Genomic DNA, 19,453 nt, shown 5'->3' on the forward strand with positions numbered 1-19,453 from the left:
CAGCAGCGCTGGACGCGGCGCGAGCGGGACTGCTCCCCGCCGTCCGCACGGCGCGGTCGTCGCGGTGAAGAACGTCTTCGTCGCCGAGTCGAGCACGTTCTACACGATCCTCGGCGTCACGCTGTTCCTGGTCGTCTTCGGCGTCGTGATGGTGCTGTCGTCCTCGAGCGTCGAGCAGTACGCCAAGACGCACGACTTCTTCGGCGCCGCGTCCCGCCAGGGTCTCTACGCCGTCCTCGGTGTCCCGCTCATGCTCGTCGCGAGCCGCATCCCGGCGCGGGTCTGGCGGAAGTGGGCGATGCGCTTCTTCGGCGCGGCCCTCGCGCTGCAGCTGCTCGTCTACACACCGCTCGGCATCGAGGTGCAGGGCAACCGGAACTGGGTCGGGTTCGGCTCCTTCACGGCGCAGCCGTCCGAGGCGATCAAGCTCGCCCTCGCGCTCGGCATCGGCGCCATCATGTACGTCAAGCGCGACAAGCTCGACGACTGGAAGGAGATCTTCGTCCCGGTCGGAATCGCCACGGTGCTGCCGCTCGGCATGGTGCTCCTCGGCGGCGACCAGGGCACGGCGATGATCATGCTCATCCTCGTGCTCGGCGCGCTGTACATCGGCGGTGCCCGGGCGCGGCACCTGCTCGTGATCCTCGGGTCGATCGCGGTCGTGCTGCCGTTCGTCACGATGTCCTCGGCGTCCCGCCAGGTCCGCATCAGTGCGTGGCTCTCCGGGTGCACCGACTCGAACCAGTACCAGGACCTCTGCTGGCAGCCCGTCCACGGCATGTGGGCGCTCGCGTCCGGCGGCGTGTTCGGCGTCGGGCTCGGCAACTCCAAGGCGAAGTGGTCGTGGCTGCCCGAGGCGGACAACGACTACATCTTCGCGATCATCGGCGAGGAGCTCGGGCTCGTCGGCGCCGTCGTCGTGCTGGCGCTGTTCATCGTCCTCGCGGTGAGCATGATCAAGGTGATCCGGCAGTCGGACGACCCGTTCGTCAAGACCGTGACCGGCGCGATCATGGCCTGGATCATCGGGCAGGCGCTCGTCAACATCGCCGTCGTGCTCGGGCTGCTGCCGGTTCTCGGCGTGCCCCTCCCACTCATCTCCGCCGGTGGGTCCGCGCTCATCATGACGCTCATCGCCATCGGCGTCGTGCTGTCCTTCGCGCGCGACCTCCCCGGCCGCCGCACCGACACCGGCCTCGACCCGAGGACCTTCGGCGCGGGCGGCACCGCACCACAGAACGGACGGCTCCGGTGAGCACCTACCTCTTCGCCGGCGGCGGGACCGCCGGGCACGTGAACCCGCTGCTCGCGGTCGCCGACCGGCTGACCGAGCGTGACCCGGACGCCCGCGTCCTCGTCCTCGGCACGGCGGAGGGCCTCGAGGCCCGGCTCGTCCCGATGCGCGGTTACGAGCTGCTGACGATCCCGCGCCTGCCGTTCCCGCGGAAGCTGAACGGCGCCGCACTCCGGTTCCCCGGCCGCTTCCTGGCCGCCGTCCGTCGGACCGAGCAGCTCATCCGCGAGCACGACGTCGAGGTCGTCCTCGGCGTCGGGGGCTACGCGGCCGCGCCGGCGTACATCGCCGCGAAGCGGACCGGCACCCCGATCGTCGTGCACGAGCAGAACGCCAAGCCCGGGCTCGCGAACCGGCTCGCGGCGTTCCTGACGAAGCACGTCGGCCTGACCTTCTCGAACACCCGACTCCGGCACGGCCGCGTGGTGGGCATGCCGCTCCGCCGCGAGATCGAGACGCTCGACCGCCGGGTGTCCCGTGCCGAGGGCCTCGCCGAGTTCGGGCTCGACCCGGACCGCCCGGTGCTGCTCGTGACCGGCGGGTCCTCGGGCGCACGCAGCATCAACCGCACCGTGAACCGCGCGGCGGCGACGATCGTCGGCGCCGGGTGGCAGGTGCTGCACGTCGTCGGTGGCAAGTCGGACATCGGCCCGAGCGACCTCGACGGCTACCACGTGCTGCCGTACTGCGACCGGATGGACCTGGCGTACGCGGCGTCCGACTTCGTGGTGTCCCGCTCGGGCGCCGGCATGGTGTGCGAGCTCACGGCCGTCGGGCTGCCGAGCGTCCTGGTGCCCTACCCGGTCGGCAACGGCGAGCAGCGGCACAACGCCAAGGACGTCGTCGACGCCGGGGGAGCGGTGCTCGTGGCGGACGGGGAATTCGACGAGCAGTGGGTGACGTTCCACCTGCTCGGCATCCTGCAGGACCGCGCCCGGATCGCGGACATGGCCGTCCGGGCCGGCAGCGTCGGACACCGCGACGGCGCCGACCGGATGACCGAGCTCGTCCGCGACGCGGCTGCAGCCCCGAGCACGACCAGCACCACGGAGGAACGATGACCATCAAGCCGGACCTGACCCAGCCGATCCCGGACGACCTCGGCACGGTCCACTTCGTCGGCATCGGCGGCTCCGGCATGAGCGGCATCGCCCGCATGTTCCTCGCCGCGGGGCACCGCGTGACCGGCAGCGACTCCCGCGAGACCGCGACCACGGCCACGATGCGCGACCTCGGCGCCGATGTGCACATCGGCCACGACGCGGCGAACGTCGGCGCGGCGGACACGATCGTCGTGACCAGCGCCCTCTGGCCGGACAACCCCGAGCTGCTCGAGGCGCAGCGCCGTGGTCTGCCGGTCCTGCACCGGTCCCAGGCCCTCGCCGCGCTCATCGCCGAGCACCGCCTCGTCGCGGTCGCCGGCGCCCACGGCAAGACCACCTCCACGGGCATGATCGTCACGGCGATGGTCGAGCTCGGCCTGGACCCGAGCTTCGTCAACGGCGGGGTCATCCAGTCCCTCGGCACGAGCTCCGCCCCTGGCAGCAGCGACCTGTTCGTGGTCGAGGCCGACGAGTCCGACGGTTCATTCCTGCTCTACGACGTCGCGGTCGCGCTGATCACGAACGTCGACGCGGACCACCTCGACCACTACGGCAGCGAAGCGGCGTTCATCGACGCGTTCGTCGAGTTCGCCGGCAAGGCGAGCGAGCGCATCGTCGTGTCGAGCGACGACGCCGGGGCGCAGCGCGTCACCGCGGGGGTCCGTGCACGCGAGCACGCGCCCGAGATCGTCACCTTCGGCGAGGCCGCCGACGCCGACGTCCGGATCGACCGCATCGTCGAGGCCGCGAGCGTCGAGGTCGACTTCACCGCGGGCGGTGCGTCGCACCACCTGACGCTGCGCGTCCCGGGCCGCCACAACGCGGTGAACGCGGTCGGCGCCTTCGCCGTGCTCACCGGGCTCGGCGTCGAGCCGACGGACGCGATCCGGGGCATCGAGGCGTTCGGCGGGACCGAGCGCCGTTTCGAGCTGCACGGCGTCGAGCGCGGCGTGTCGGTCTACGACGACTACGCGCACCACCCGACCGAGGTCGCGGCCGCCCTCCGCGCGGCCCGCAACGTGGTCGGCGACGGCCGGATCATCGCGATCCACCAGCCGCACCTGTACTCGCGCACCCGGCTGATGGCCGGCGACTTCGCGAAGGTCTACGAGGAGCTCGCCGACCACACGGTCGTGCTCGACGTCTACGGCGCGCGCGAGGACCCGGAGCCCGGCGTCACCGGCGCCCTGGTCCAGGAGCGCTTCGCGGACCAGTCACGCGTCGAGTTCCTGCCGGACTGGGACGAGGCCTCGGCCCGCGCGGCCGCCGTCGCGCGCGACGGCGACATCATCATGACCCTGAGCTGCGGCGACGTGTACCGCATCATCCCGCAGGTGCTCGGCGCCCTGCGCCAGGACGAGGACACCCCGGCGCGATGAAGCGGCCGGAGGGCTTCGACGACCGACCGGACGAGCCGGCCGGTCCGGCCGAGGGCGCGTCGGCTCCCCGGCAGCGTCGTGGTCCCAGGCAGCGCCCTGTTCCTTGGTCGGCGCGCCGTCCGTCCCGCCCGGTCGCCGACGCGGGTGCTCCGGACGACGGCCTGGAGGCACGCCCCGCGGCCGACGCGCCCGTGACGGACGACGAGACGGCCGATCCCGTCGACGACCGCGTGACCGACCGCGCGGCCGCACCCTCCAACCGCGAGCGCGCGGGCGCGCTCGCGGGCGCCGCCGGACGGCGGCTCGGCGCCGGCTTCTCGTCGGTGGCGGAGCAGCTCCGCGGCTACTCACCGGACGAGGAGCACCCGAGCGCGTCGCGTCGGACCGCCGAGCGCGACCACGTCGCGACCGTGACCGACGTGCTCGACGTGCACCGTGCCTCCCGGTCGACCGACCCGGAGGCGGACGGCCACGACACTCGGGACGACCACGGCGACGCGCCCATCGGTGCCGGTGTCCGCGCTGCGGAGACCGCGCGTGAGGCGCGCGTCGCGAAGCGGCGCCGGCGCCTGCTCGAGCGGGCCGAGGTCCGACGGTTCACCCGTCGCGCCCGCCACCGCCGAGCGGCCTGGATCACCGCGGGCGTGGTGGTCGTGGTCTTCGGCGCATCGCTCCTGGTGGCGGTCTACTCGCCGCTCATGGCGCTGCAGACCATCGAGGTCAAGGGCACGAACCGGGTCGACGACGCCGCGCTCCGGCAGGCGCTGTCCGACCAGGTCGGCACCCCGCTCGCGCGGCTCGACTTCGACGAGGTGAAGCGCGACATCGCGAGCTTCCCGCTCATCGAGAGCTACGTGACGGAAGAGGTGCCGCCGCACACGCTCGTCGTCACCGTCACCGAGCGGACGCCGGTCGTCGCGGTGCAGTCCGGCGACGCGTTCGACCTCGTGGACCCCGCCGGCATCGTCGTGCAGTCCTCGCCCTCGCGTCCGGACGGCATGCCGCTCGCCGACGTTGCCCGTGCGAAGCTCGGCTCGCCGGTGTTCCGCACGATGACCGAGGTCGTCCTCGCGCTGCCGTCGACCGTGCGGGCGCAGGTCACCGACGTCGCCGCCTCGACCGCCGACGACGTGACGCTCACCCTGCAGGGCGGGTCGACGGTCGTGTGGGGGAGCCCCGGAGACTCGAGCGCCAAGGCAGCCCTGCTCGCCGCGCTCGTCAAGGACCACGAGGCCCGCAGTCCCGGCTCGGTCGTCGAGTACGACGTGTCGGCGCCGGACAACGGCATCGTCCGCGCGAAGTCCTGACCGCGGGGCCGGGCGGTGCGTCGGTCGACCGGCGATGTCGAGGCGGAATCGCGCGACACGCGGCGTGGCGGGGCGACAGTGCGCGGAGCGCACCCGTAGCGTCGTCGGGAGCACCACATCTACCAGCATTGCCCCTGAACTTCAAGTAGAGGTTGAGGGTTCAACCGGAGGCCCGACTGACGTGACCACGAACCACAACTACCTCGCCGTCATCAAGGTCGTCGGTGTCGGCGGCGGCGGCGTGAACGCCGTGAACCGCATGATCGAGCTCGGCCTCCGCGGCGTCGAGTTCATCGCGATCAACACCGACGCGCAGGCACTGCTGCTGAGCGACGCCGACGTCAAGCTCGACGTGGGCCGCGAGATCACCCGTGGTCTCGGCGCCGGCGCGGACCCCGAGGTCGGCCGTCGCGCCGCCGAGGACCACGCCGAGGAAATCGAGGAGGCCCTCGCGGGTGCCGACATGGTCTTCGTCACCGCGGGCGAGGGTGGCGGCACCGGCACGGGTGGTGCGCCCGTCGTCGCGCGCATCGCGAAGTCGATCGGTGCGCTCACCATCGGTGTCGTCACGAAGCCGTTCAGCTTCGAGGGCAAGCGCCGCCAGTCCCAGGCCGAGAACGGCGTCGCGGGCCTCAAGGACGAGGTCGACACCCTCATCGTCGTGCCGAACGACCGCCTGCTCGAGATCTCCGACCGCGGCATCTCGATGGTCGAGGCGTTCGCGACCGCCGACCAGGTGCTCCTCGCCGGCGTGCAGGGCATCACGGACCTCATCACGACCCCGGGTCTGATCAACCTCGACTTCGCCGACGTCAAGTCGGTCATGCAGGGTGCCGGCTCGGCGCTCATGGGCATCGGCTCGTCCCGCGGGGCGGACCGGGCGATCAAGGCGGCCGAGCTCGCCGTGGCGTCCCCGCTGCTCGAGGCCTCGATCGACGGTGCGCACGGCGTGCTGCTCTCGATCCAGGGCGGCTCGAACCTCGGCATCTTCGAGATCAACGACGCCGCGCGCCTGGTGCAGGAGGCGGTCCACCCCGAGGCGAACATCATCTTCGGTGCGGTCATCGACGACACCCTCGGCGACGAGGTCCGCGTGACGGTCATCGCCGCCGGGTTCGACGGTGGCGAGCCGAGCACGCAGCAGAAGGAGCGTCGCTCGAGCTGGGTCGACCCGGAGTCGGGCGCCGCGTCGTCCGCCGCCGGTGCGACCGGTTCGGTGGAGGACACCGCGACCACGAGCCCGTCCTGGGCGTCGCAGCAGCACGAGGCCCCCGCGCAGCGCGCGGCCGACCCGGCCTTCGACGGCGACGACGAGCTCGACGTCCCCGACTTCCTGAAGTAAGCCGTCCTTGGTAGCCGACACGCGCCTCCCGTCCGCCTCGTCACCCGACGACGGACCGGAGGCGCGTCTCGCGTCCGTACGGTCCGGGATCGCGGACGCGGCCCGCGCCGCGGGTCGGAGCGTCGACGAGCTGACGCTCGTCGTCGTGACGAAGTACCACCCGGCGTCGCTCGTCCGCGAGCTCGCCGCCCTCGGTGTCACGGACGTGGGGGAGAACCGCCACCAGGAGGCGCAGGCCAAGGCCGCCGAGCTGGCCGACCTCGACCTGACCTGGCACTTCGTCGGGCAGCTCCAGTCGAAGAAGGCCCGCCAGGTGCGCCGGTACGCCGACGTGGTGCAGTCGCTCGACCGCGACTCGGTGGTGGACGCCTTCGCGCCGACCGAGGCCGAGCCGGACCCGCGGGTGGTCGACGGCTTCGTGCAGGTCAACCTCACCGACGACCCCGGTCGTGGTGGGGTGCAGCCGGACGACGTCGAGGCGATGGTGACCCGCGTGCTCGACACCGGGACCATCCGACTCCGCGGCGTGATGGCCGTCGCACCGCTCGACGAGGAGCCCCGACGGGCCTTCGCCCGGCTCCGCACGATCTCGGAGCGCGTGGTCTCGCTCGCGCCCGACGCAACGGACGTGTCCGCCGGCATGAGCGGTGACTACGCCGACGCGATCGCCGAGGGCGCGACACACCTCCGGATCGGGACCGCAATCACGGGAAACCGGCCCACCGCGCCCTAGCCTCGTCCCAGGGCATCCACGAGCACGAACTCCGGAGGAACCATGGCCAACCCGCTCAAGAAGACGATGGTCTACCTCGGCCTCGCCGACGAGGAACTGTACGAGGACGAGCAGCAGCAGCCGGCGCCCGCCCAGGCGCGCCAGCAGGCCGCTCCGGCCCCCACCGCGGTCCCCGCCGCTGCTCCCGTGCAGGAGGCCCCCGTCGCGGCCGCCCCCGCCGCGGTGCCCGCGGAGCCCAAGACGCACACCCACCAGCGCGGCGCGCAGGTCACCCCGCTCCGGCGCGCGCACACGACCGCACAGAAGGCGACCCCGGTCCAGGAAATGAACGAGATCCTCACCGTCCACCCGCGCGAGTACAAGGACGCCCAGTCCATCGCCGAGAGCTTCCGAGACGGCATCCCCGTCATCATCAACCTCTCGCAGATGACCGAGTCCGACGCCCGCCGCATGATCGACTTCGCCTCGGGGCTGTCGCTCGGGCTGTACGGCAAGATCGAGCGCGTCACCAACAAGGTCTTCCTGCTGTCGCCGGCGCACGTCGCGGTGAGCGGTGAGCCCGCTGAGGTAGAGTCCGACATCGAGGCGTCCTTCTTCGCCCAGTCCTGAGCCGGACCCCGGCCCAGTAGCCCCTGTGCGGTGATCGCCTGAGCACCGCACCCGAGCCGAGCGAGCCCCACCGTGTCACTGGTCTTCGGGATCCTGTCCTTCGCCCTCCTGCTCTACTTCTTCGTGATGTGGGGTCGGTTCGCGTTCGACATCGTCCAGGCCTACAACCGCAGCTGGCGTCCCCGTGGCGCGATGCTCGTGGTCGCCGACGTCGTCTACACGCTGACGGACCCGCCGATCCGGTTCGTCCGTCGGCTGCTCCCGCCGCTGCGGATGGGACCCGTCGCGCTCGACTTCGGCTGGACCCTCGTGATGCTCGTCGTGATCATCCTCCGGGTGATCGTCGGCGGACTCGCTCGCTCCTTCTGATCCACCACCCGCACACGAATCGCGCCACGCCCGCCCAGAGGTCACGGTCGGACACGCGCGTCGGTGTACGGTGGTCGGGATCGATGCCCGCCCCGGCGGGCCTCCGCACCACACGGCACGACTGGTAGGTTCGGTCGTGACGCAAGTGGTTCCACACGTTCAGCAGTTCTATTGAGGTGACGGCAATGGCTTTGACGCCGGAAGACGTAGTCAACAAGCGGTTCCAGCCGACGAAGTTCCGCGAGGGCTACGACCAGGACGAGGTCGACGACTTCCTGGACGAGGTCGTCGTCGAGCTCCGCCGCCTGACGGCCGAGAACGACGAGCTCCGCCAGCGCCTGCAGGCCGCCGAGTCGGCGCCGAAGCTCGAGAAGACCGAGCAGCCGGAGCCGGCCGCCGCTCCCGAGCCCGAGCCCACCCCGGCTCCCGTCGCCGCTGCCCCGGAGCCCGCTCCGGTCGCCGCAGCAGCGCCGGCCGCCTCGACGGTCCCCGCCGACGAGGACACCGAGGGCACCACGAACCTCCTCACGCTCGCTCGTCGTCTGCACGAGGAGCACGTCCGCGAGGGCATCGAGAAGCGCGACGCGCTCATCGCCGAGGGCACCGCGCAGGCCGCCCGCCTGGTCTCCGAGGCCGAGGCGAAGCAGCGCCAGATCATCGCCGACACCGAGAACACGAACCGCCAGCGGGTCGCCGTGCTCGAGCAGGAGCAGCGTCAGCTCGAGGGCAAGATCGACGAGCTCCGCACCTTCGAGCGCGACTACCGTGCGCAGCTCAAGAGCTACATCCAGTCCCAGCTGTCCGAGCTGGACGGGTCGGGGTCGGAGCAGTCCGGCCTCACCCCGGCGCCGGCCTCGGCGCAGGGCTTCGGCAACTGACGTTGTCGCGACCAGCAACACGAGCGAAGGTCAGTGTCCGCGCGATCGCGGCACTGGCCTTCGCCGCTGTCGTCGTGGTGGCGCTCGACCAGGGCGTCAAGGCCCTCGTCGTCGCGAACCTGCCGTACGGCCAGGCCGTGCCGGTCCTCGGCGACGCGCTGCAGTTCCTGTACGTCCGGAACCCCGGTGCCGCGTTCTCGTTCGCGGTGAACATGACCTGGGTGTTCTCGATCGTCAGCACGGCCGTCGTCGTCGCGATCATCGTCTTCGCCCGGCGCATCCGCTCGATGTGGTGGGCGATCGTGCTCGGCATGCTCCTCGGCGGCGCGCTCGGCAACCTGCTCGACCGGCTCTTCCGTGAGCCCGGCTTCGGCCGCGGGCACGTGGTCGACTTCATCTCGACGCCGTGGATGATGCCTGCGATCTACAACATCGCCGACTCGTTCATCTGCGTGAGCATGGTGGTCTTCGTCCTGCTCGTCGTCTTCGGCGTGAACCTCGACGGCACGCGGGCGCTCTCCGCGAAGCAGCAGCGCGCAGCCGACGCCCGAGCGGACGCCGCCGCAGCTCCCTCCGACACGGCTCCTGCGGCCACTCGGACCGCCGGCGCCCCGGACCCCCGGGCCCCGCGCGACGACCGGGATGCCCTCGGGCACGACGCGACGTGACCGAGTCACGTTCCCTGCCCGTGCCCGACGGGCTCGCCGGTGAGCGTGTCGACGCCGCCATCGCGAAGCTCCTCGGGTTCAGCCGGTCCTTCGCGGCCGAGGTCGTCGCCGCCGGCGGCGTGACCGTCGACGGGGTCACCGTCGACAAGTCGGACCGCCTGCACCCCGACGCATGGCTCCAGGTCGAGTGGTCGCCGAAGGAACCCCCGCGCATCGTCCCGGTCGCGGTCCCGGGCATGACGGTCGTGCACGACGACGACGACATCGTCGTGGTGGACAAGCCGATCGGTGTCGCCGCGCACCCCTCGCCCGGGTGGGACGGTCCGACCGTGCCCGGCGGCCTCGCCGCGGCCGGCTTCACCATCGCCACCTCGGGCGCCGCCGAGCGCGCGGGGATCGTGCACCGGCTCGACGTCGGTACGTCCGGCCTGATGGTCGTCGCCAAGACCGAGCTCGCCTACACGCACCTCAAGCGTGCCTTCAAGGAGCGCACGGTCGAGAAGGTCTACCACGCCCTCGCCCAGGGACACCCGGACCCGACCTCGGGGACGATCGACGCCCCGATCGGTCGACACCCGTCGAGCGATTGGAAGTTCGCGGTCACGGCCGACGGCAAGCCGAGCGTCACGCACTACGAGACGCTCGAGGCCTTCCGCGCCGCGACCCTGCTCGAGGTGCACCTGGAGACCGGCCGGACGCACCAGATCCGCGTGCACATGGCGGCGACGCGGCACCCGCTCGTCGGCGACACGATGTACGGCGCGGATCCGGTGCTCGCGAACGAGCTCGGGCTGACCCGCCAGTGGCTCGACGCCGTGCGGCTCGGGTTCGAGCACCCGCGCACGGGGGAGTGGGTCACGTTCGAGGCGTCCTACCCCGACGACCTGCAGCAGGCTCTGGACCGCATCCGCGCGGCGTAGCCGGGCAGGCGGGGCGGTCCGCTCGCGAGCGGGCCACATCTGTCACGCTCGGTCCCTCGAGGTGACCAGTACTGCCCACGCCGCGCAACGCGCGCGGCATGTCGTGCCCGCTCGCGTCGATCGTGCCCGCTCGCGTCGATCGTGCCCGCTCGCGTCGATCGTGCCCGCTCGCGTCGATCGTGCCCGCTCGCGTCGATCGTGCCCGCTCGCGTCGACCGCGCCGCTCGCGTCGACCGCGCCGCTCGCGTCGACCGTGCCCGCTCGCGTCGATCGTGCCCGCTCGCGTCGATCGTGCCCGCTCGCGTCGACCGCGCCGCTCGCGTCGACCGTGCCCGCTCGCGTCGGCCGCGGCTGGACAGCGTCGGACTGGAGGCCCGTGGCGGCGTCGCCCCGCGCCTCCAGTCCGCCACTCGGTCACCGCCCGCCCGTGCCGCGCTCGATGTGCTGGTCCCCCCCGAGCGCGCCACATCTGTCACGACGGGTCGCCTCCGGCGACCGGTCGTGCGCGTTCGGCGACACACCGACGGCGTGTCCTGCCCGCTCGAGCGACGCTGTCGAGCGACCCCGCCGCGCGAGCGCGCAGGGCGCACCGAGCGCCCCGACGACACGCGCGGAGAAGTCGGTGCCCGCGGTTAGGCTTGTCCCGCCCCGCAGCCATCCGTCGAACCGGAGGTCCCGTGTCGGATTCCGACTCCTTCGTCCACCTGCACGTGCACAGCGAGTACTCGATGCTCGACGGTGCAGCGCGGTTGACCGACCTGGTCGCCGAGACCGCCGCTCAGGGCATGCCCGCGGTTGCGGTGACCGACCACGGCAACATGTTCGGGGCGTTCGAGTTCTGGAAGGCCGCGAAGGCCGGCGGTGTCAAGCCGATCATCGGGACCGAGGCCTACATCACGCCGCGGACGCACCGCTCCGACAAGACCCGAGAGCGCTGGGGCGACGGTGGCGGTGACGACGTGTCCGGTTCGGGTGCGTACACGCACATGACGATGTTCGCCGAGAACACGACGGGCATGCACAACCTGTTCCGGCTGTCGTCGCGGGCCTCGATCGAGGGCTACTACTTCAAGCCCCGCATGGACATCGAGTTGCTCGACCAGTACCACGACGGCATCATCGCGACGACGGGCTGCCCCTCGGGCGAGATCCAGACCCGCCTGCGGCTCGGGCAGTACGACGAGGCGCTCAAGGCCGCCGCCGATTACCGCGACATCTTCGGCAAGGACAACTACTTCGCCGAGATCATGGACCACGGGCTCGAGATCGAGCGCCGCGTCATCGAGGACGTCGTCCGGATCTCGAAGGACCTCGGTATCCCGCTCGTCGGCACGAACGACCTGCACTACACGCACGCCCACGACGCCAAGTCGCACGCGGCCCTGCTCTGTGTGCAGTCCGGCTCGACGCTGAACGACCCGAACCGCTTCAAGTTCGACGCCGACGAGTTCTACCTGAAGACCCCGCAGCAGATGCGCCACGTCTTCCGCGACCACCCCGAGGCCTGCGACAACACGCTGCTCATCGCCGAGCGGTGTGAGGTCGAGTTCGACACCGCGGCGAACTACATGCCGAAGTTCCCCGTCCCCGAGGGCGAGACCGAGCACTCGTGGTTCGAGAAGGAAGTGGCGAAGGGGCTGGAGTACCGCTACCCCGAGGGCATCACGAGAGAGGTCCAGGAGCGCGCCGACTACGAGGTCGGGATCATCAACCAGATGGGCTTCCCGGGCTACTTCCTGGTCGTCGCCGACTTCATCAACTGGTCGAAGAACAACGGCATCCGCGTCGGTCCCGGTCGTGGTTCGGGTGCCGGCTCGATGGTGGCGTACGCGATGCGCATCACCGACCTCGACCCGATCCGGCACGGCCTGATCTTCGAGCGGTTCCTCAACCCGGACCGCGTCTCGATGCCCGACTTCGACGTCGACTTCGACGACCGGCGCCGCGGTGAGGCGATCAAGTACGTCACCGAGAAGTACGGGTCGGAGCGCGTCGCGCAGATCGTCACGTACGGCACGATCAAGGCGAAGCAGGCGCTGAAGGACTCGTCGCGCGTCCTCGGCTTCCCGTTCGGCATGGGCGAGAAGCTCACCAAGGCGATGCCGCCGCCCGTGATGGGCAAGGACATCCCGCTCACCGGGATCTTCGACAAGGACCACCCGCGCTACAAGGAGGCGGTGGACGTCCGGACGGTCGTCGAGACCGACCCCGAGGCGAAGACCGTGTTCGACACCGCGCTCGGGCTCGAGGGCCTGAAGCGGCAGTGGGGCGTGCACGCGGCCGGTGTGATCATGTCGAGCGAGCCGCTCATCGACATCATCCCGGTGATGAAGCGCGAGCAGGACGGCCAGATCGTCACGCAGTTCGACTACCCGGCCGCGGAGTCGCTCGGCCTGATCAAGATGGACTTCCTGGGCCTCCGGAACCTGACGATCATCAGTGACGCCCTCGACAACATCAAGAGCAACCGGGGCGTCGACCTCGACCTCGAGACGATGGGCCTCGAGGACGAAGCCGCGTACCAGCTCCTGCAGCGCGGCGACACGCTCGGGGTGTTCCAGCTCGACGGCGGCCCGATGCGCGGGCTCCTCCGTCTGATGAAGCCGGACAACTTCGAGGACATCTCCGCGCTCATCGCCCTGTACCGTCCGGGGCCGATGGGGGCGAACTCGCACACGAACTACGCGCTCCGCAAGAACGGCGAGCAGCCGATCACCCCGATCCACCCCGAGCTCGAGGAGCCGCTCCAGGACATCATCGGCACGACCTACGGCCTGATCATCTACCAGGAGCAGGTCATGGCCATCGCGCAGAAGGTCGCCGGCTTCTCCCTCGGACAGGCCGACATCCTCCGCCGCGCGATGGGCAAGAAGAAGAAGTCCGAGCTCGACAAGCAGTACGCCGGCTTCGAGAAGGGCATGCAGGACAACGGCTACTCGGCCGCGGCGATCAAGACGCTGTGGGACATCCTGCTGCCGTTCTCCGACTACGCGTTCAACAAGGCGCACTCCGCGGCGTACGGCGTGGTCTCGTTCTGGACGGCGTACCTCAAGGCGCACTACCCGGCCGAGTACATGGCCGCTCTCCTGACCAGCGTGGGCGACGCGCGCGACAAGCTCGCGCTGTACCTCAACGAGTGCCGCCGGATGGGCATCAAGGTCATGCCGCCGGACGTCAACGAGTCGATCGGCTTCTTCGCGGCCGTCGGTGACGACATCCGCTTCGGCATGGGCGCGATCCGCAACGTCGGCTTCAACGTCGTCGACGACATCGTGCAGGCCCGGACCGAGAAGGGCGCGTTCGAGTCGTTCCACGACTTCCTGCGGAAGATCCCGATCTCGTCGGCGAACAAGCGGACCGTCGAGTCGCTCATCAAGGCGGGCGCCTTCGACGAGTTCGGCGACAGCCGCCGCGCGCTCGTCGAGATCCACGAGGGCGCGGTCGAGAGCGCCGTCAAGGTCAAGCGCGACGAGGCCCACGGGAACGTCGGCTTCGACTTCGACTCGCTGTTCGCCGAGGTCGCCGAGGAACAGCCGTCCTCAGCCCCGGTGTCGCAGGTGCCGGAACGCCCGGAGTGGGCAAAGCGCGACAAGCTCGCCTTCGAGCGCGACATGCTCGGCCTCTACGTGTCCGACCACCCGCTCGCCGGGCTCGAGATCGAGCTCGCGAAGCACCAGTCGATCACCATCGCCGACCTCATCGCGGCGGACGACTCGGTCGAGGGCGAGACCGTCACGGTCGCGGGGCTCCTGACGAGCGTTCAGCACCGCGTCGCGAAGTCGAGCGGCAACCCGTACGGCATCGTCCAGATCGAGGACTTCGGCGGCGAGATCGGCGTCATGTTCCTCGGCAAGACGTACGCCGAGTTCGGGCCCTCGCTCGTGGCCGACTCGATCGTCGTGCTGCGCGGCCGGGTGAACGTCCGCGACGACGGCAAGGCGCTGCACGCGGTCAGCATGTTCCAGCCCAACGTCGGCGACGCGATGGGGTCCGGTCCGCTCACGCTGTCCCTGCCGGAGCGCCAGGCCACCACGACGACGGTCACCGAGCTCGCGGCGGTGCTCGGGCGGCACCAGGGCGAGACGGAGGTGCGGCTGCGGCTGCTGAAGGAGGACGTCGCGCGCACCTTCGAGCTGCCGTTCCCGGTTAACCTGACGCCGGACCTCTTCGGCGAGCTGAAGAGCCTGCTCGGCCCGCGCTGCCTGGTCTAGGAGAGCGGTGACGACGCCCGGAGCACCACGGCCCTCGGCCGCGGTGCTCCGGGCGTTCCGTGTCGCGGGGCACGTCCCGGAGCGGCTCCCCGGCGGCCGGGGCACGACGTGGCGCGTCGGTGACGTCGTCCTGCGTCCGGCGGGTGACGTCCAGGAGGCCCAGTGGCGGTCCGACGTGCTGGCCCGCCTCCCGCACACGGTCGCGTTCCGCACGCCGCGCCCCGTCCCCGCGTCGGGCGGGGGCCGGGTCGGCGACCGCTGGGTCGTCGACGGCTGGGAGGCGTGGGAGTGGCTCGAGGGCACGCCCGATCCCGCTCGCGTCGAGGACGTCGTCCGCGCCGGGACGGCGTTCCACCGAGCGGTCTCGGGCCTCGCCCGGCCGTCGTTCCTCGACCGCGTCGACGACCCGTGGAGCCGTGCCGAGCGGCTCGTCTGGGCCGACGGACCCGCGGGCGCCGACCGGCTCCCGGACGACCCGCTCGTCCGACGCCTGACCGGCGCCCTGCGCCCGGTCCGGGGTCGGTGCCAGCTCGTCCACCGCGACCTGCTCGGCAACGTGCTGTTCGCCGCCGGACGACCGCCGGCCGTGTTCGACTGGGCGCCGACCTGGCGACCCGCCGGCTACGGTGCCGCGGTGGCGGTCGTCGACGCGGTCTGCTGGCACGGCACGCCGCTCGACCGGCTCGCGGCACTCCGCTCGCTCGCCGAGGCGCCCGAGTGGCCGCAGCTGCTCGTGCGGGCGCTCGCGTTCCGGATCGTCACGCTGCACCTGCTCGGCGCGTGGGACACGGAGCAGCACGTGCGGCACCGTCCCGTCGTGGACGCACTGCTGTCGGGGAGCGCCGGTACGCTGGACGTCCCATGATGCAGCGAATCGACCTCCGTGGCGGCCTGCCCGCCCGTGCCGACCTCCTCCGCCTGATGCCGCGTGCCGCCGGTGACGTCTCGTCCGCCGTCGCCGCCGCGCGGGAGCTCGTGGACGACGTGCGACGCCGCGGGGCCGATGCGCTGCACGAGCAGGCCGAGCGCTTCGACGGGGGAGCGCCCGAGCACGTCCGGGTCCCCGCGGACGAGATCGCCGCCGCGGTCGCCGGGCTCACCCCGGAGCTCCGCGCCGCGCTGGACGAGGCGATCCGCCGCGTCCGTGCCGCGAGTGCGGCCCAGGTGCCGGCCGGTTCGGTGACGACGCTCGCCGACGGCGCCGAGGTGCACCAGCGCTGGCAGCCGATGCGCCGCGTGGGACTCTACGTCCCTGGCGGCAAGGCCGTGTACCCCTCGAGCGTCGTGATGAACGTCGTCCCCGCGCAGGTCGCCGGCGTCGGGTCCATCGCCCTCGTCTCCCCGCCGCAGCGGGACCACGGCGGGCGGGTGCACCCGACGATCCTCGCGGCGGCAGGGCTCCTCGGCATCGACGAGGTCTACGCGATGGGCGGCGCCGGAGCGGTCGGCGCGCTGGCCTACGGCGTCGCGTCGATCGGCCTCGAGCCCGTCGACCTGGTCACCGGGCCCGGGAACAACTACGTCGCCGCGGCGAAGCGTCTCGTGCGCGGCGTCGTCGGCATCGACTCCGAGGCCGGAGCGACCGAGATCCTCGTCATCGCGGACGACAGCGCCGACGCGGGCTTCGTCGCGGCAGACCTGGTCAGCCAGGCCGAGCACGACGAGCAGGCCGGCAGCGTCCTCGTGACGACGTCGGCGTCGTTCGCCGATGCGGTGGAGGCGGCCATCCCGGAACGGGTGGCTGCGCTCGGGACGGCCACGCGCCTCCAGGCCGCCCTGGACGGTCCGCAGTCGGCGGTCGTCCTGGTGGACTCGCTCGCCGACGCGGCAGCAGTCAGCAACGCGTACGGGCCGGAGCACCTCGAGATCCAGACCGCGGACGACGACGCTGTGCTCGCGGACATCGACGCCGCGGGTGCCGTGTTCGTCGGGCCGAGCACGCCCGTCAGCCTCGGCGACTACCTGGCGGGGTCGAACCACGTGCTGCCGACCGGCGGCCAGGCGCGCTTCGGCTCCGGACTCTCCGCGTCGACGTTCCTCCGCCCCCAGCAGGTCATCCGGTACTCCGCGACGGCCCTGACCGAGGTCGCACCGCACATCGTCGCGCTCGCGACCGAGGAGCAGCTGCCCGGCCACGGCGCCGCGGTCACCGAGCGGACCGGGCGCGCCTGAGCCGACCGCTCGCGCCTGGACGGACCGGGAAGCCGGTAGCCTGGGACGGACATGTTCTGCCCCTTCTGCCGCCACCCGGACTCCCGCGTCGTCGACTCCCGCACGAGTGACGACGGCACCTCGATCCGTCGCCGCCGCCAGTGCCCGAACTGCGGGCGTCGGTTCTCGACGACCGAGACCGCCTCGCTCAACGTGGTGAAGCGCAACGGCGTCACCGAGCCGTTCAGCCGCGACAAGATCGTCTCCGGCGTGCGCAAGGCGTGCCAGGGCCGCCCGGTCACCGACGGCGACCTGGCCGTGCTCGCGCAGCGCGTCGAGGAGACCGTGCGGTCCTCGGGCTCGAGCCAGATCGATGCGAACGACATCGGGCTCGCGATCCTCGCGCCGCTTCGTGAGCTCGACGAGGTCGCGTTCCTGCGGTTCGCGAGCGTCTACCAGGCGTTCGAGTCGCTCGAGGACTTCGAGGACGCCATCGGACAGCTGCGCCTCGACCACCACGCGGCGGACCCTGCCGGCGGCGCGGCGTGAGCGGCGTCGCCGAGCGGATCGTCCGCGGCGGGTACGCCGTCGTGTTCCGTGCCGTGTTCGCGAACATGGACCCGGAACGGGCACACCACCTGGCCTTCGGGGTGATCAAGGCGCTGCCCGGGATCCCCGTCGTGAGCGGCATCGTCGAGCGGTACTCCCGCCCCGCGGCCGAGGACGGCGTGACGACGATGGGCATCCACTTCCCGTCGCGATTCGGGCTTGCGGCCGGCTTCGACAAGGACGCCCGCGGCATCGCCGGCCTCGGACTGCTCGGCTTCGGCCACGTCGAGGTCGGCACCATCACGGCGAAGCCGCAGCCCGGCAACGACCGTCCGCGGCTGTTCCGCCTGATCGCCGACCGGGCGCTCGTCAACCGGATGGGCTTCAACAACCACGGTGCAGCCCGCGCCGCCCGTCGCCTCGAGCGCGCGCGACGGAACCCGGGGCGACCGGTGATCGGCGTCAACATCGGGAAGAGCCGCGTCGTCGCGGTCGAGGACGCCGTCGACGACTACCTGGAGTCGACCCGGCTCCTCGCGCCGTTCGCGGACTACCTCGCGGTGAACGTCAGCTCCCCGAACACGCCCGGCCTCCGCGGCCTGCAGGAGGAGGACCAGCTCCGACCGCTCCTGACCGCCGTGCGGGACGCCGCCGGGAAGACCCCGGTACTGGTGAAGATCGCGCCGGACCTGACCGACGAGCAGATCGACGCCGTCGCCGGACTCGCGGTGGCGCTCGGGCTCGCGGGCATCATCGCGAACAACACGACGATCGAGCGGACCGGGCTCGTGACCCCGGCCGAGCAGGTCGCGGCGATGGGTGCCGGCGGTCTGTCCGGTGCGCCGATCGCTGCCCGGTCGCTCGAGGTCCTGCGGCGGGTGCGCGCCGCGGTGCCGTCGGACTTCTGCGTCGTGGCCGTCGGTGGGGTCACCACCGAGCAGGACGTGCAGGACCGCATCGATGCGGGGGCGACGCTCGTGCAGGGCTACACGGCGTTCCTCTACGAGGGGCCGACCTGGGCGACGCGGATCAATCGTCTCCGTCGTCGTCGGTTGCGGCGCGCCGCGCGCTGAGCTCCCGCGGGCGTCGAACTCGCGGCGTGGCGCCTCCGGCGGCGTTGGTCTCGTTGGGGCGCCGGTCTCGTTGCGCCGGCGATGGAGCAGGAACCGTCGGGTCCAGACCGGGACCCCGACGTCTTCTGCTCCATCGACGTCCGGGGCGCCGACACAACCTCGCGCCCAGCTCGGTGCGCAGCGCCCGCCGCGCCCTCGGAACGACGAAGCGCCGTCCGGTGGACCGGACGGCGCTTCAGGGGAGCGGTTCGCGTGCTACAGCGCGGGGTACTGCCCGCGGCGCACCTGCGGCTTCGGCAGGCGCAGGAAGCGCAGCTGCCACGCCCGGGTCAGGATGTAGAGGAAGGTCCCGCGCTGCATCTCGCCGAACTTCGCGGTGAGCTTCTTGCGCAGGGACAGCCAGAGCACGATGCAGTCGAGCACGAACAGCGCCACGAACGCCCAGACCATCAGGAGCGCGTACGACGCGATCACGGTCTGCGCAGCGGCGAAGCCGAGGATCAGGAAGAGCACGAGCACGGGCATCATGACCTCGCCCACGTTCCAGCGCGCATCGATCCAGTCGCGCACGAACCGGCGCTGCTCGCCCTTGTCCTTGGCGGGCAGGTACCGTTCCTCGCCGTTGGCCATGCCGACGCGGGCCTTCTCGCGCTCGGTGTTCAGCCGGGCGCGCGCGGCCTTCTTGTCCTGCGGGCTGTTGCCGACGAGGGGACGGCGGTTGGCTGCCTCACGCTCGCGACGCGACGGCGTCGGGCGACCCTTGCCCTGCTCGACGAGGAGTTCTTCCTCGGAGGGGTTGACGGTCGTGTTGGTCTTGGGGGCTGCCTTCGCCACGGTGCGTTCCTGACTGCGGTTGCGTGCTGGATC

17 protein-coding genes are annotated in these 19,453 nt (G+C 71.6%); 16 read left to right on the forward strand and 1 reads right to left on the reverse strand.

Annotation, left to right across the window (positions count from 1 at the left end; translation table 11 throughout):
• Window positions 1-64 precede the first annotated feature (64 nt).
• The 16 genes from ftsW (at window position 65) to FB462_RS07670 (ending at window position 18,586) form a co-directional block, all read left to right on the forward strand.
• Window positions 65-1,255, forward strand: coding sequence for a putative lipid II flippase FtsW (ftsW, locus tag FB462_RS07595; protein ID WP_229666894.1), 1,191 nt, complete (start codon window positions 65-67; stop codon window positions 1,253-1,255).
• The gene (gene murG, locus FB462_RS07600) at window positions 1,252-2,355 is read left to right on the forward strand and encodes an undecaprenyldiphospho-muramoylpentapeptide beta-N-acetylglucosaminyltransferase (RefSeq protein ID WP_114850869.1); all 1,104 of its coding nucleotides are present in this window, start codon (window positions 1,252-1,254) and stop codon (window positions 2,353-2,355) included. Before ftsW ends, murG begins: the two co-directional genes overlap by 4 nt.
• Window positions 2,352-3,776 carry a UDP-N-acetylmuramate--L-alanine ligase gene (gene murC, locus FB462_RS07605; protein ID WP_141861144.1) on the forward strand — a complete coding sequence of 475 codons (1,425 nt, stop codon included), beginning with the start codon at window positions 2,352-2,354 and terminating at the stop codon, window positions 3,774-3,776. The genes murG and murC overlap by 4 nt, the downstream gene beginning before the upstream one ends.
• On the forward strand, window positions 3,773-5,083 hold the full coding sequence (locus FB462_RS07610) for a cell division protein FtsQ/DivIB (RefSeq protein WP_141861146.1): 1,311 nt from the start codon (window positions 3,773-3,775) through the stop codon (window positions 5,081-5,083). Before murC ends, FB462_RS07610 begins: the two co-directional genes overlap by 4 nt.
• A gap of 181 nt (window positions 5,084-5,264) precedes the next feature.
• Window positions 5,265-6,425, forward strand: coding sequence for a cell division protein FtsZ (gene ftsZ / locus FB462_RS07615; protein WP_114850872.1), 1,161 nt, complete (start codon window positions 5,265-5,267; stop codon window positions 6,423-6,425).
• Window positions 6,426-6,432: 7 nt separating this feature from the next.
• Window positions 6,433-7,158, forward strand: coding sequence for a YggS family pyridoxal phosphate-dependent enzyme (locus tag FB462_RS07620; protein WP_114850873.1), 726 nt, complete (start codon window positions 6,433-6,435; stop codon window positions 7,156-7,158).
• Between the two features lie 42 nt (window positions 7,159-7,200).
• Window positions 7,201-7,767, forward strand: a complete 567-nt coding sequence (locus FB462_RS07625) for a cell division protein SepF (protein WP_114850874.1) — start codon at window positions 7,201-7,203, stop codon at window positions 7,765-7,767.
• 72 nt (window positions 7,768-7,839) lie between these two features.
• Complete coding sequence (locus FB462_RS07630) at window positions 7,840-8,136, forward strand: YggT family protein (protein ID WP_141861148.1); 297 nt, start codon at window positions 7,840-7,842, stop codon at window positions 8,134-8,136.
• Between the two features lie 185 nt (window positions 8,137-8,321).
• Window positions 8,322-9,014 (forward strand): DivIVA domain-containing protein, encoded by a 693-nt coding sequence (locus FB462_RS07635; RefSeq protein ID WP_058743347.1) that lies wholly within the window; start codon window positions 8,322-8,324, stop codon window positions 9,012-9,014.
• 2 nt (window positions 9,015-9,016) lie between these two features.
• A complete protein-coding gene (gene lspA, locus FB462_RS07640) occupies window positions 9,017-9,682 on the forward strand; it encodes a signal peptidase II (protein WP_259550440.1) in 666 nt (221 codons plus the stop codon).
• Window positions 9,679-10,602, forward strand: a complete 924-nt coding sequence (locus FB462_RS07645; protein WP_141861150.1) for an RluA family pseudouridine synthase — start codon at window positions 9,679-9,681, stop codon at window positions 10,600-10,602. The genes lspA and FB462_RS07645 overlap by 4 nt, the downstream gene beginning before the upstream one ends.
• 728 nt (window positions 10,603-11,330) lie before the next feature.
• On the forward strand, window positions 11,331-14,813 hold the full coding sequence (dnaE, locus tag FB462_RS07650; protein WP_229666906.1) for a DNA polymerase III subunit alpha: 3,483 nt from the start codon (window positions 11,331-11,333) through the stop codon (window positions 14,811-14,813).
• 7 nt (window positions 14,814-14,820) lie between these two features.
• Window positions 14,821-15,678: a hypothetical protein gene (locus tag FB462_RS07655; protein ID WP_141861154.1), complete on the forward strand. Its 858-nt coding sequence runs from the start codon at window positions 14,821-14,823 to the stop codon at window positions 15,676-15,678.
• Window positions 15,675-16,985, forward strand: coding sequence for a histidinol dehydrogenase (hisD, locus tag FB462_RS07660; RefSeq protein ID WP_141861156.1), 1,311 nt, complete (start codon window positions 15,675-15,677; stop codon window positions 16,983-16,985). Before FB462_RS07655 ends, hisD begins: the two co-directional genes overlap by 4 nt.
• A 51-nt stretch (window positions 16,986-17,036) precedes the next feature.
• Complete coding sequence (gene nrdR, locus FB462_RS07665; protein WP_058741696.1) at window positions 17,037-17,513, forward strand: transcriptional regulator NrdR; 477 nt, start codon at window positions 17,037-17,039, stop codon at window positions 17,511-17,513.
• Complete coding sequence (locus FB462_RS07670) at window positions 17,510-18,586, forward strand: quinone-dependent dihydroorotate dehydrogenase (RefSeq protein ID WP_114850879.1); 1,077 nt, start codon at window positions 17,510-17,512, stop codon at window positions 18,584-18,586. Before nrdR ends, FB462_RS07670 begins: the two co-directional genes overlap by 4 nt.
• A 255-nt stretch (window positions 18,587-18,841) precedes the next feature.
• On the opposite strand, the gene FB462_RS07675 is transcribed toward FB462_RS07670, so the two are convergent.
• The gene (locus FB462_RS07675) at window positions 18,842-19,420 is read right to left on the reverse strand and encodes a DUF3043 domain-containing protein (protein ID WP_229666892.1); all 579 of its coding nucleotides are present in this window, start codon (window positions 19,418-19,420) and stop codon (window positions 18,842-18,844) included.
• Between the last annotated feature and the right edge of the window lie 33 nt (window positions 19,421-19,453).

The sequence above is a fragment of the Curtobacterium citreum genome, from assembly GCF_006715175.1.
Taxonomy (GTDB): Bacteria; Actinomycetota; Actinomycetes; order Actinomycetales; family Microbacteriaceae; genus Curtobacterium; species Curtobacterium citreum.

Excerpts from the sequence above, each read along its gene's own strand:
- murC (WP_141861144.1), top strand. The coding sequence starts at position 2,352 with ATGACCATCAAGCCGGACCTGACCCAGCCGATCCCGGACGACCTCGGC.
- FB462_RS07610 (WP_141861146.1), top strand. The coding sequence starts at position 3,773 with ATGAAGCGGCCGGAGGGCTTCGACGACCGACCGGACGAGCCGGCCGGT.
- FB462_RS07625 (WP_114850874.1), top strand. The coding sequence starts at position 7,201 with ATGGCCAACCCGCTCAAGAAGACGATGGTCTACCTCGGCCTCGCCGAC.
- FB462_RS07635 (WP_058743347.1), top strand. The coding sequence starts at position 8,322 with ATGGCTTTGACGCCGGAAGACGTAGTCAACAAGCGGTTCCAGCCGACG.
- dnaE (WP_229666906.1), top strand. The coding sequence starts at position 11,331 with ATGCTCGACGGTGCAGCGCGGTTGACCGACCTGGTCGCCGAGACCGCC.
- hisD (WP_141861156.1), top strand. The coding sequence starts at position 15,675 with ATGATGCAGCGAATCGACCTCCGTGGCGGCCTGCCCGCCCGTGCCGAC.
- nrdR (WP_058741696.1), top strand. The coding sequence starts at position 17,037 with ATGTTCTGCCCCTTCTGCCGCCACCCGGACTCCCGCGTCGTCGACTCC.